Source organism: Pseudarthrobacter sp. C1, from assembly GCF_034720455.1.
GTDB lineage: Bacteria > Actinomycetota > Actinomycetes > Actinomycetales > Micrococcaceae > Arthrobacter.
In genome coordinates this window covers 396,829-408,499 of record NZ_JAYESK010000002.1, presented here as the reverse complement: position 1 = coordinate 408,499, position 11,671 = coordinate 396,829, and the positions used below count along the sequence as shown (strand labels likewise).

Genomic DNA, 11,671 nt, shown 5'->3' with positions numbered 1-11,671 from the left:
TGGCCGGCCTCCGTCAAGGGAGCCCCGCCACTGGTGTTCCGGGGTGAAATCCTCCGGAATTTCGGGGCGCGCAGTGTTGCGGTCTCTCAGTCCCGCCGCCTAAGCGGCTACTCTCGAACCTATGCCCGTATGGTCCAGGACGTCACGTGCAAGCGCAGAAAAGAAGGCAGTAGTGTCAGTTGGTCAAGGCCACCCGGAGGGCTCCGAGGAGCTCCGCAAATGGCTGTCCGGGCTTAAACCCGTCACCGGGGCGGACACAATGCTGCGCTTCACCAAGACTCCCGAAGGTTCCATCGATCTGACACACGCCCACCCGTCCGGGCTGGCCCAGCTCATGGCCGGACGCAAGACGCGGCTGTCCACCCTGATCCGGGACCGCCAGCAGTACGTCGTCGCAGCCAGGGCATCCCGGAACATCAGGTCTAAGATCTTCGAGCTTTCCAATGAGCGCGGCATTGACGCCGGCTACCTCTCCGCAGGCACCGTGGTGTGGACGTCCGCCGTCGGCGGCAAGCCCCAGCGCGTCTCGGCGCCGGTCATGCTCACGGCCATTTCCCTGACCGTCCGGCCGGGGGAGGACGACTACGAACTCCAGCTGACCGAGCAGGCGCACATCAACCCCGCCCTGGTGCGGCACCTGAAGAACATCCACGGCATTGTCTTCGACGTCAACGCCGTCACCCGGCTTGCGTACAGCACGGCCCGCTTCGATCCGCAGCCCGTCCTGGACCGGCTGGGCACGCTGATCAGGCCCATCCACGGCGCAGAAGCCCAGCACAACCTGCTGGTTTCAACCTTCGCGGACCTCTCGGGCAACCTGGATGACCCGTGGATCAACGACTCCAACCCGCTCATCTCCGCGCTGGCCACCGCGGGCGGAGGCGAAATGGTGGACGTCGAGGAGCCGGATCCCTCACGCTTCCCTCCCCTGGACAGCAGGCACCCCCAGGACGAACTGCTCCTGCTGGACGCGGACACGGACCAGCAGTACGTCATAGACGCTGCCCGTGCCGGGGATTCCCTGGTGGTCAGGACCCCGCCGGGCACCGGCCAGACCCAGACCGCCATCAACACCATCGGTGCGTTGGTGGATGCCGGAAAAACCGTCCTGGTGGTGGGGGACCGCCGCGCCAGCCTCAACGAAGTATCCGGCCAGCTGGAGGGCCTGGGCCTGGAGTCCATCCTCTTCCAGCTGTCCGGAAACGTCACCGCCCAGCAGCTGAAAGCCCAGCTGGTCCGGGCCATCGTCCGCAACGAAAAGTCGCTTGAACCCCAGCTGGGAAATCTCCACAACACCCTCACGGAGCACCGCCACGCCCTGATGGACCACGTGGCCTCGCTCCACAACGTCAGGCAGCGGTGGGGCTGCTCCCCGTACCAGGCCATGCAGTCGCTGGCGGAGCTCACCTCCATCCACCCTGCCCCGGCCACCACCGTCCGGCTGAAGCGGAGCGTCCTGGACAGCATCCGGGACCGTGACGAGCTTGCAGGCAGGCTCCGCCGGGCAGCTGAGCTGGGCAGCTTCAGCAAGGCCTCCACCACCAGCCCGTGGCATGGCGCCCGGCTGCTGACGCGCAAAGAGACCGAGGAAGCGCAGGAACTGGTCCGCTCCGTGGAGAAGAGCCTGCCTGCGCTGCGCGACCGCATGGAGGCGGTTGCCGAGCACGCGGAAATCCGGCTGGGTGCCTCCTTTGCGGAGTGGGGCGAGCAGCTTGAGCTCCTGGTGGCGGTGCGGGGCAGCCTGGACAAGTTCACGCCGGACATCTTCGACCGCCCGGTCACGGACCTCATTTCCGCCACCGCGCCCTCGGCCTGGCGCAAGGAGCGCGGCATTGAGATGACCTCCATACAGCGTTCAAGGCTGCGCAGGGTCGCGAAGGAGTACGTACGGCCCGGGGTTCACATTGCCGACCTTCACACCTCCCTGCTGCTGGTGCAGGAGCAGCGGGCGCTGTGGGCAGGCTATGCGACCACGCAGCGGCATCCCGCCGTGCCGTCCGGGCTCGCCGAGATGAACGCGATGTACCGTTCGCTGGACGGCGACCTGGCCCGCCTGGGTGAGGCCCTGCGGCACACGGAGGCCGGCGGTTCCTTGGCTGCCGTGCGCTACGAAGAGCTCATGGAGCGCCTTGGACGGCTGGTGGCGGATACCGACACACTGAAGACACTGCCCGAGCGCACCCTGCTGGTTGAGAACATGCGCGAGCACGGGCTCGGTGAGCTCCTCGCCGACCTCGCCGAGCGCGAGGTTCCCGCAGGCTCGGTGGGGGCCGAACTTGAGCTGGCATGGTGGCAGTCCGCCCTTGAAGCGATGATCAGCGGCGACGACTATCTGGCCATGTCCGACGGCGACGCGCTGCGGAAGCTGGAGGCCGAGTACCGCCTTGCGGACAACGCCCACATTGCCAGCGGCGCCGCCCGCCTCCGCTGGGACCTCGCCGAGCGGTGGCGCGGCGCCATCGCCGCGCACCCCCGCCAAGCGGATCTCCTCCGGAGCCTGCTCAAGGATGGCAGGGTGTCGCTGCCGTCGCTGACGGCGCAGGCGCCTGAACTGATCGGAACCCTGGTGCCGGTCTGGTCCGTGAGCCCCTATCTCATGACCGGCCTGCTGCCGGCGGAGCAGCGCTTTGACGCGGTGGTCATCCTGGACGCCGAGGCGACGTCGCTCCAGGCGGTGCTGCCGTCCATCGCCCGCGCCAGGCAGGTCATTGCCTTCGGCGACTCCCGCATCGCCAGCCCCCGCACGTTTACTGTCGGCGTCGAGCGCCTGGCGCCTGGCGAATCGGCGCACCAGCGGGTGGAGAGCGCCTTTGGTGCCTTGTCCAGGGTACTTCCGGTGTGGCGGCTCAACTTCGTCTACCGGGCGGTGGATGAGGACCTCGTGCTGCAGCTGAGCAAGAACTTTTACGACGGAGGCCTCCGCCGGCTCCCGGAGGGTCAGTCCGCCACGGGACTGGACCGGTCGCTGCTGGTGGAGTACCTGCCGGACGGCACCGGCTTGCCCAGTGCAGACCATGAGGGCGTGGAATCCGTGGTGGCGGAAGTCAACCGCGTGGTCCAGCTGGTCTTCGAGCACGCCCGGCTGCGCCCGCGTACGTCGCTGGCCGTGGTCACGGCAAGCCTCCGCCATGCGGCCAGGATCGGGGAATCCATCCGGCTCCAGCTGCCCAACTACCCGGCCCTGGCGGGCTTCTTCGGAGCCGGCCCCGAGTCATTCCGCGTTGTCGATCTTGAACGGGCCCAAGGGCTGGTACGCGACCATGTCATCTTCTCGCCCGGCTTTGGCCGCACACCGCACGGGCGGGCCCTGCACAACTTCGGGCCCCTCTCCGCCGAGGGCGGCCGGGAGAAGTTCGCACTGGCCATGACCCGCGCCCGCAGGTCGATGCACGTTCTCACCTGCTTCCGGCCCGAGGACCTGGACCACACCAGGCTGACGCACGGCGCCGTGGACCTCTACTCGCTCCTTGACCGTGAGATTGCGGGAAACACGGACCTCGGAACTCCGGCCTCGCGGGCCGCGGCCAGCGAGCAGGCCCTTGGGGCCGATCCTCTGGTGGCTGACCTTGGAGACCGCCTGCGCGCCCGGGGCGCCCGGGTGTGGCACCAGTATGACGGCGCCATCGACGTGGTGGCTGCCGCAGATCCGCTGAGCACCATGGGCCAGGAGGATGCCGACCTCCCCTGGCCTGTGGCGATTGAATCGGATGGCACCGAACAGTACCGCGCCCTGAGCGTCCGGGAGCGGAGCCGGCTGCGCCCCCAGCTGCTGGAGCGCCTCGGCTGGCGCTACATGCCGCTGTGGACCATCGAGGTGTTCACGGATCCGTCCGCCTGCGCCGACCGCATCGCAGGATACCTCGGCCTCGAAAAGAACGCGCTCTCCGGGCGGACGTCCACATCCATCGCCTTCCTGGACGACGACGTGGACCAGGCGCTCAACGGAATCGATGCCGTGTCCCGGCGCGCGGCATCGGACCATGAACCAGCACAGGCCGAACGCCTGGACAGCAAGGAGGCGGGTGCCATGGCCCCGGATCACGAGAAGAACGACTCTTCGGACACCGAGCCGTCCGTCGCCGCAGAAGCTGCAGCCGGGCAGGACCAGGAGGGCGGCCCCGTTCCCGGCAGCGCATCCACCCCGGGCACGGCCGCCCTGCCGGGCACGTCTGCCTTGCCGAACAAGGCGGCGGAAGACGAAGCCCGGGGCTGGGGCGACCGCGAAGACGACGACCACGATGCGTGGCTGAAGGAACAGAAACCCCCGCACTGGGGCTGAGGCAGGATCGCAGCCGGGGCAGGAGCCTGCGTCCGTGGAGGCTGGCGCTGTGGCTGCGCGCCGGCCCGGACCATCGCTCGCAGGGCTACGGCCCCACCAGGACGAAAAACAGCTTTCCCTGGGTGGAGGCGCCGGCGAGCCGAACCGCCTGTTCCGGATTGGCGGCCACCACTATGAGTCCGTCCGTCTCCGCCGTGCCCAGCCACTGGCCGCCTTGCCCGCCCTGACCGGAAGTCCACAACACCGGAACCCCTGAAGCCAGGACCTCCGGTGGCTCCTGCTGGTCGTAGCCGCCGGCTGCCGTTAGCACCACGTTCACGAGCTGCCCTGGGGAGACGAGCTGGATGGACGATGGATCCGCCATGCGAAGGGGAACAGCCGCTGACCCTGGGGGAGTGCCGGCGAGCAGCCCCGGACCAAGCAGTTGGGCATCCGTGAGCAGCTGTCCCTTGCGCAGCGGCGCCGCGAGTTGTTTCCCGGCCGCCTCGCCCGGTCCGTTGAGGAATCCGTCGGCCAGCATGCCCGGCGGTACCTGGACAGAGGCGAGGTCCGCAGCCGCCATGGCTGTGCCGGCGGGAAGGTCGCGGGCTGCGGCGAGCGCAGGCACCGTGTAGACCGGTGCCGGCGTAAGTTGCTGGACGGTGATGGCGGCTGCGGCGCAAAGGAGCAGCGCGGCGGCCAGCCGCCTGTTGCGGCTCAGCCAGGAGGCAAAGCGGGCCGGCGGGCGGCGGCGTGCGTTGTGGCCGGCGGCGCGGCTCCCGCCGTGGGCGCCACTGCGCCGTAAAGCCCCGGGGAGCCCAGGTCCGTGCGACGCGCTTGATACAACCCGGTGTTGCTGTCCGTGTGCAGGCATGTGCCCACGCTAAAGCCGCGCATGGCGGCCGCGGCAGGGGCGCCGGCAGCTATGTGGACAACGCAGTCAGCTGCCAGGCAGCAGCCTGGACCGCGGAACGTGGATCAGCTGGCGGCAGCAGCCGGAGCCGGAGCAGCTGGTGCAGCCGCAGGCGTTGCCGCAGGCGTTGCCGCCGAGGCAGCGGGAGCGGCAGAAGCCGTGCTGCCCTTGGCATCCCGGGAGTCTGTGCGGTAGAAGCCGGAACCCTTGAAGACAACGCCCACGCTGTTGAACTTCTTGCGCAGGGTACCCTGGCACTCAGGGCACGACGACAGAGAGCTGTCCGAGAACGACTGGACGATGTCAAAGGCATGGCCGCAATCCTTGCAGGCGTACGCATACGTTGGCACTGGTGCTCCTCCTCTTGGGCAAACGAGAGGTCCCGGACTGCCTCTGGATTATGGATGTCCATTAGCAGTCGCAGGGCCTGAGTGCTAATTCTACCATCCTCGTACGCGGGGACTTCCCCGGTCAGGCGGCGTCCGCCAGGCTCCGGAACCCGGAGGGAAGCACGACGCCAGGCACCGGCCGGTCGAATGCCTCCACCGGAATCCTGCCGGCAGGCAGCAGTTCCCCGTCGTAGATCACCGCGGCCAGCGGAATGTGCTTCCCGGCTGATTCGAGGTGGCCCAGGAACTTGTCGTAGTAGCCTCCGCCCTGGCCTACCCTGCTGCCCGCGAGGTCAATCGCGGTGGCAGGGATAAAGAGGGCGGCAGCTTCCCCGGCCACCTCAATTTCGTGCCGTGTCCCCACGGGCTCCAGGATGGGGGCATACCTGCTCTTGACCAGATCGACGCCCGGCGCCCAGAAGACCCACTTCAGCTCCCGCCCCGGCTCGCAGACGGGAAGCAGGACTTTGTGGCCGGCGTCGTGGAGGGCCGCGATCAGCGGCAGCGTGGGCGGTTCCGCCCCGACTCCGAGGTAGGCGCAGACCGTCGCTGCCTTCCCCCGGGTTACCGAATCTGCCCACGCTGCCCCGTGCTTCGCCAAGGCTTCCCCGGCATCCTGCCGCTCCTGGAGCGTAAGTAAAGCACGACGGCGGCGATGGGCAGCACGTATCTCGTCCTTGGCCGCCTTTGAATCCTCAAGCGTCATGTGTTTCCTCCGTAGCTGCCGCATGGCGTCGGCCATCCCCTGATTACTGAATGCTTGACGCTGACGTTAGATTAGTCCGGTGACTACCAGTAATCCGAGAGTACGCAAAGCTGTCATTCCTGCCGCCGGACTTGGCACCAGGTTCCTGCCGGCAACCAAGGCGATGCCCAAGGAAATGCTTCCCGTTGTGGACAAGCCTGCCATCCAGTACGTGGTTGAGGAAGCCGTGAACGTCGGCCTCAACGATGTCCTGATGATCACCGGGCGGAACAAGCGGGCGCTGGAAGACCACTTCGATCGTGTGCCGTCCCTGGAGTCCGCCCTTGAAGGCAAGGGGGATACCGAGAAGCTGGCGTCCATCCAGGCTGCGAGCAACCTGGGTGACATCCACTACGTCCGGCAGGGGGACCCGCACGGACTGGGCCATGCCGTACTCCGCGCGAAGCAGCACGTTGGCGACGAAGCCTTCGCCGTGCTGCTGGGCGATGACCTGATCGATGCCCGGGACGAACTGCTCAGCACCATGATTGATGTCCAGGCCAAAACCGGTGGTTCCGTCGTCGCGCTGATCGAAGTGGAACCCTCGCAGATCAGCGCCTACGGCTGCGCTGACATCGAACCGATCGACGGCGAATCATACGTGCGGGTCAACCGGCTCGTGGAGAAGCCGAGCCCGGAGGAAGCGCCCTCCAACCTGGCGCTGATTGGCCGTTACGTACTCCATCCGGCCGTCTTCGACGTCCTTGAGCGCACCGGGCCGGGACGGGGCGGCGAAATCCAGCTGACAGACGCCCTCCAGGAACTGGCCACCGGTGACGGCGAAGGGCACGGTGTCTACGGCGTCGTGTTCCGGGGGCGGCGTTACGACACCGGGGACAAGCTCAGCTACCTCAAGGCCTGCGTCCAGCTGGCCATTGACAGCGAGGACCTCGGCCCCGGCCTGCGGGAATGGCTGCCCGGCTTCACCGCCGGCCTGTCCAAGTAGCGCCATGCGCCCTGGTCCCATCTGGCCCGTGACCCTGGAATGCGGGGATCTGGTCCTGCGGCCCATCCGGTACCGGGACAAGAAGGAATGGACGGAAGTCAGGTCCCGCAACAGCCAGTGGCTGGCGCCGTGGGAAGCATCCAACCCGGATCCATCCGGCGGCCTGCCGGACTACCGGCAGATGGTCCGGTCATTGAAGGCGCAGGCGGCCCAGGCAACGGCTTTGCCCTTCCTCATCACCGAGAGGCGGCCCGGCAGCGTCAAGCCGCCCATTGTTGGCCAGCTGACCGTATCGTCGATCGTTTGGGGCTCGGCCATGATGGCAACCCTCGGCTACTGGGTGGACCAGGCCTGTGCGGGCCGCGGCATCGCGCCCACCGCCGTCGCCATGGTGACGGACCATTGCTTCAAGACCTTGGGCCTGCACCGGATGGAAATCAACATCAGGCCAGAGAACGGACCCAGCCTCCGGGTGGTGGAGAAACTCGGGTTCCGGGACGAAGGCTACCGGCCGCGCTACCTCCACATCAACGGTGAATGGGCCGACCACCGCTCGTTTGCCTTGACGTCTGAAGAGGTCCCGGAGGGACTACTTAGGCCGTGGCTTGCCTCACACCGGTCATAAATCCAGTGAATTGCCGTCTGCGCCACGACACACCGCAGCTAATGCTGCCGCAGCGGGCCGGATGCTCATACGGTTTTGAGTGTGGACTTCCCCCTTAGCAGCTCAGTGATCCTTGTGGTTGCCGTTGTGCTCTGGATTGTGTGGGTTGCGCCCTACGTCCTCCGGAACCGCAGGCACCAGTTCCAGCCCGCCGGCGATTTCCTGGCAGACGCCGCAGCCGATGAAACACCGGAATCGCCAGCCGTTTTGGTTATGAACGTTGCCGCCCAGCAGGAGAAAGCCATGGACACCAGGAAGAGCGCCGGACCCGGGACCGCTGCTGCCGGCACGCCGGCCGGGGCCAAGTTCCGCATACGCTATGGCCGGACGGCACTCGCCCTCATCGGGCTGCTGTCGTTGGCCACCGCATTCGTTTCCGGAGTGCTCCTCCTCTTCGGGCTGGGCGCTCCCGTCCTTCCGTTGGCGTGCCTCGGACTTACCGCCGGATCCGTGGTCCTCCTGCGTTGGCTGGCTGTCCGGGACAGGAGAGCCAAGGTCAACGCAGCCTTCCGGTCCGCGATGACCGCACCGCCCCGGCAGTCCAAGGCTGCCGGGAATGTCCCGCCGAGGCCTGAAGCAGCGCCGGCCAGGCCGGACAACCCGCTTTTCGACGCCGAGGCGCACCAGCCAAAGGTAAAGCCGCTGACCGCAGTGGAACTGCGCGAGGCTGCACTTGCGGTCGCGGTCGCCGCGGGGGATCCGAGCGCCGCAGCAGCCGGTGCCGCGGGCGCTGCACCGGCGTCTGCCACGTGGGAGCCCGTAGAGGTCCCCAAGCCCGTTTATGTTGAGGCAGCCAAGGCCGAGCGCCCTGACCCCGAGCCCCTGGAGCTCCCCGAATCGCCCAAGGCTGTTGGCAAGCCGTCCCTGAAGCAAGGTGCGGCCGCCGCGCCGCCGGCGGGTACTGCTGCCGCGGACGGGCCCCAGCTTTCCAAGGCGCAGAGCGCCCTCAGCAATCTCGACGACGTCCTGCAGCGCCGCCGCGCCTGACCCGGGCAGTGCGGACAGGCCACCCGCGCGGTTCCCGTAAACCGGGGTCGGCATGGCGGTTTGGCATTCTCCCCGGAAAATTTGTAGCCTAGGGTCACCGGTGCCGCACCTGCAGGGGCGGATGGTTCCGGGGCTATAGCTCAGTTGGTAGAGCGCTTCGTTCGCATCGAAGAGGTCAGGGGTTCGAATCCCCTTAGCTCCACCGTTTGAAGGAGTTTCCTGGCCATCGTGCTGTTTCGATAGGCACTTTCTTGCTCAACCTGGACCTGGGACACGACGCCGAACGCCTGGTCAAGGCTGGAGCACGCCACGCCTTGGGCGCCTGGCTGTAGGCACAGACTTTATTGCGGCAATCTTGTTGCCGCCCCCGTAGCGCAACCGGCCATTATCTGGGCATGCTTCTTCCTGAAGGAAAAGATCAATGGGGAGATCGATGAACAGGAACGCAGCCGTTCTGGCGGCCAGTGGGCTTGCGCTCATGCTCAGCGCCTGTGCCGAAGGCCCCGGTGCCCTGTACGGACCGGAGGTAACCCCGGCAGCCCCTCCTCCGGCCCCTGCAGCCACCGCCTCCCCCCAGGCCAGCCCGCCGACCGGCCAGGGCGGGGACTCTCCGCTGCAGGTCACCGTCATCCCGCTGGGCAAGAACAACGGCGTCGAGGCCAGGTTTCCTATCAACGGCTACTACGCCGCACCAGGCATGGAGATCACCTTCGACGCCTCCGGGTCCGTCGGTGCGATCAGCAAGTACGAGTGGGACTTCGACGGCGACGGCACTTACGATGCGACGACCACCGGGCCGGCCTACAAGCACACCTATGAGGATGAATTCGAGGGAGAACTGGCGCTGCGGGTCTCGAACCCGATCGGCAGCACCCACGTCCTCCGGGTCCCCGTTCACGTCAGCACGAAGCCGTTCCATCAGCAACTGGCCCCGCCGGGAAATGTCCAGGCCGAGGCCCTGACCACGGTGAATGGAATCAGCACAATCAAGGTCACCTGGGAGTCCGATGACCCGGCCGCAGACTCTTGGGCTGTCGCGATCAACGGCATGCCGGTCGGCCGGATCGAAAAGACGGCACGCTCCGTCACGGTTACAGACATCCAAAGGGACGAGGACGTGAGTCGAAATCTTCGGCCTGACCGCGGGCATGGAGGTCGGGCGGCGCGCTGGCACCACGCTGCCGGCGGCAAAGTAGCAGGCTCCGGCAGGGAGTTCCCCTGCCTAACTCCCTGAAACGCCCTCAACGGCGATGGCCTCGTCCGATTCAACCCTCCCAAGGCCCACCAGGAGCCGGTCGATGCCGGCAAGGGAGGCACGCAGCCGGGCGTCCGCGGCGCCAGAGGCGGCGGCCGCCCAGTCCATGGGCCCGGTGCCGACAACAAAAAGCGTCGCATTCCTGGCCGCGAGGACGGCAAGAACGGCGGCGAACTGCTCCCAGGCCTCAGCCCGGGACCCTGCGTCCGCAGGTTCCGGTGCTGGCACGCCGTCAATAACGCACAGCTCCGGACCGGCCGCCAGGACGGAGTAGTCCTCCGCCGACGTGCCCGGCGCGCAGAGTTCGTCAAAGCTGATCCACAGCAGGTCAGGCTCCAGGGCCTTGGCATCGAACGTACGGGAACCGGATGGGAGAGCCCGGTGCCGGTCGGGCTGCGGACGGAACAGGCCGTAGGCAGCCAACTGGCGGCTGCTGCCGGGAACAATAATGCGGCCTTCCCGGAGGGCTGGAGGCTGTGACCGCGATTCCATGCCTTACAGCCAGCCCTTCTTCTTGAAGATGCCGTACATAAGGGCCGCCGTCCCGATCATCAGTCCGATCGCCATCGGGTATCCCAGCTCCCAGTGGAGCTCGGGCATGTGGTCGAAATTCATGCCATAGATCCCGGCCACGAAGGACGGTGCGAAGAGGATCGCAGCCCAGGAGGATATCTTCTTCACCTGTTCGTTCTGCTCGGCGCTGGCCTCGTTCTGCCGGTTGGCGGTGAGGGTGCCGTCCAGGGTCAGGGCGTTCTGCAGCAGGTCGCGGAAGGAATCGGCCCGGGAGATGACCCGTTCCACGTGGTCCTCCACGTCACGCAGGCTGTGCCGGAGATCGGTCTCCACGTCGTACTTTTCAAAGCCCTGCTTGAGCTGGCGCATGATGTCCGGCAGGGGATGGATGGCCCGCTGGAACTGGATGACTTCACGGGCAAGCTCGTAGATGCGCCGGGATACGGCGGTGTCACCGCTGAAAAGCTGGTCTTCAATTTCGTCGATGTCGTTTTCAAGTCCGGCAACCACGGGCCCGTAGTCATCCACAACCCGGTCGAGCAGGGCGTAAAGCACGGCCTCGGGGCCGTGCCGGAGCAGGTCGGGCCGGCCTTCGAGGCGCTGCCTCACCTGTGCCACGCCGGCCGTCTCGGCGTGACGGACCGTGACCACGAAGTTCTTCCCCGTGAAGATGTGCAGCTCGCCGAATTCAACCGTTTCAGTCGCGTCCAGGTACCGTGCAGGCCGGAGGACAGTGAACAGGTTGTCTTCGTAGCGCTCGATTTTCGGGCGCTGGTGGGCCGAGATGGCGTCCTCCACCGCAAGTGCGTGCAGGCCGAATTCAGCGGCAACGGCAGCCATTTCCTGCTCGGTGGGCCGGTAGAGGCCGATCCAGGCCATTCCTCCGTGCCGGGCCAGTGTTTCGAAGGTCTGTTCCAGGTTTTCGGGCTCCACGTGGCGGACCCCGTTGACGTAGACGGCGTTGTCAATGATGGTCATGGGCGCCGGTCTTCCGCCGGGAG

Annotated in this window: 10 protein-coding genes and 1 tRNA gene; 6 read left to right on the top strand and 5 right to left on the bottom strand. The window is 66.9% G+C overall.

Going from position 1 to position 11,671, the window contains the following annotated elements; all coding sequences use genetic code 11:
* Positions 1-121 precede the first annotated feature (121 nt).
* The gene (locus U7114_RS04535; protein ID WP_323056635.1) at positions 122-4,279 is read left to right on the top strand and encodes a DUF4011 domain-containing protein; all 4,158 of its coding nucleotides are present in this window, start codon (positions 122-124) and stop codon (positions 4,277-4,279) included.
* A gap of 85 nt (positions 4,280-4,364) precedes the next feature.
* Here the strand turns inward: U7114_RS04535 and cpaB are convergent, their stop codons facing one another.
* The 3 genes from cpaB to U7114_RS04520 all read right to left on the bottom strand — a co-directional run bounded on the left by cpaB (position 4,365) and on the right by U7114_RS04520 (position 6,266).
* Positions 4,365-5,132, bottom strand: a complete 768-nt coding sequence (gene cpaB, locus U7114_RS04530) for a Flp pilus assembly protein CpaB (protein WP_157241664.1) — start codon at positions 5,130-5,132, stop codon at positions 4,365-4,367.
* Between the two features lie 104 nt (positions 5,133-5,236).
* Positions 5,237-5,521 (bottom strand): FmdB family zinc ribbon protein, encoded by a 285-nt coding sequence (locus U7114_RS04525; protein WP_323056634.1) that lies wholly within the window; start codon positions 5,519-5,521, stop codon positions 5,237-5,239.
* 121 nt (positions 5,522-5,642) lie between these two features.
* Entirely contained in the window at positions 5,643-6,266 is a 624-nt protein-coding gene (locus tag U7114_RS04520) for a 5-formyltetrahydrofolate cyclo-ligase (RefSeq protein WP_157241665.1), read from the bottom strand.
* A 79-nt stretch (positions 6,267-6,345) separates the two neighbouring features.
* On the opposite strand from U7114_RS04520, the gene galU reads away from it, so the two are divergent.
* From galU to U7114_RS04495, 5 genes are all read left to right on the top strand, one after another.
* Positions 6,346-7,251 carry a UTP--glucose-1-phosphate uridylyltransferase GalU gene (gene galU, locus U7114_RS04515; RefSeq protein ID WP_323056633.1) on the top strand — a complete coding sequence of 302 codons (906 nt, stop codon included), beginning with the start codon at positions 6,346-6,348 and terminating at the stop codon, positions 7,249-7,251.
* Between the two features lie 4 nt (positions 7,252-7,255).
* Complete coding sequence (locus U7114_RS04510; RefSeq protein WP_157241666.1) at positions 7,256-7,876, top strand: GNAT family N-acetyltransferase; 621 nt, start codon at positions 7,256-7,258, stop codon at positions 7,874-7,876.
* 105 nt (positions 7,877-7,981) lie between these two features.
* Positions 7,982-8,902, top strand: coding sequence for a hypothetical protein (locus U7114_RS04505; RefSeq protein WP_323056693.1), 921 nt, complete (start codon positions 7,982-7,984; stop codon positions 8,900-8,902).
* 129 nt (positions 8,903-9,031) lie between these two features.
* A tRNA-Ala gene (locus U7114_RS04500) sits at positions 9,032-9,104 on the top strand.
* A 231-nt stretch (positions 9,105-9,335) separates the two neighbouring features.
* Positions 9,336-10,136 (top strand): PKD domain-containing protein, encoded by an 801-nt coding sequence (locus U7114_RS04495; protein ID WP_323056632.1) that lies wholly within the window; start codon positions 9,336-9,338, stop codon positions 10,134-10,136.
* Here U7114_RS04495 and U7114_RS04490 read toward each other — a convergent pair.
* Both U7114_RS04490 and corA read right to left on the bottom strand, forming a co-directional pair.
* Positions 10,125-10,649, bottom strand: a complete 525-nt coding sequence (locus U7114_RS04490) for a hypothetical protein (RefSeq protein WP_323056631.1) — start codon at positions 10,647-10,649, stop codon at positions 10,125-10,127. The genes U7114_RS04495 and U7114_RS04490 overlap by 12 nt on opposite strands.
* Positions 10,650-10,652: 3 nt before the next feature.
* On the bottom strand, positions 10,653-11,648 hold the full coding sequence (gene corA, locus U7114_RS04485) for a magnesium/cobalt transporter CorA (protein WP_157241670.1): 996 nt from the start codon (positions 11,646-11,648) through the stop codon (positions 10,653-10,655).
* Between the last annotated feature and the right edge of the window lie 23 nt (positions 11,649-11,671).

Bases quoted from the DNA above. Each gene is read 5' to 3' on its own strand.
- U7114_RS04535 (WP_323056635.1), top strand. From the start codon at position 122: ATGCCCGTATGGTCCAGGACGTCACGTGCAAGCGCAGAAAAGAAGGCA.
- cpaB (WP_157241664.1), bottom strand. From the start codon at position 5,132: ATGCCTGCACACGGACAGCAACACCGGGTTGTATCAAGCGCGTCGCAC.
- U7114_RS04520 (WP_157241665.1), bottom strand. From the start codon at position 6,266: ATGACGCTTGAGGATTCAAAGGCGGCCAAGGACGAGATACGTGCTGCC.
- U7114_RS04510 (WP_157241666.1), top strand. From the start codon at position 7,256: ATGCGCCCTGGTCCCATCTGGCCCGTGACCCTGGAATGCGGGGATCTG.
- U7114_RS04495 (WP_323056632.1), top strand. From the start codon at position 9,336: ATGAACAGGAACGCAGCCGTTCTGGCGGCCAGTGGGCTTGCGCTCATG.
- U7114_RS04490 (WP_323056631.1), bottom strand. From the start codon at position 10,649: ATGGAATCGCGGTCACAGCCTCCAGCCCTCCGGGAAGGCCGCATTATT.
- corA (WP_157241670.1), bottom strand. From the start codon at position 11,648: ATGACCATCATTGACAACGCCGTCTACGTCAACGGGGTCCGCCACGTG.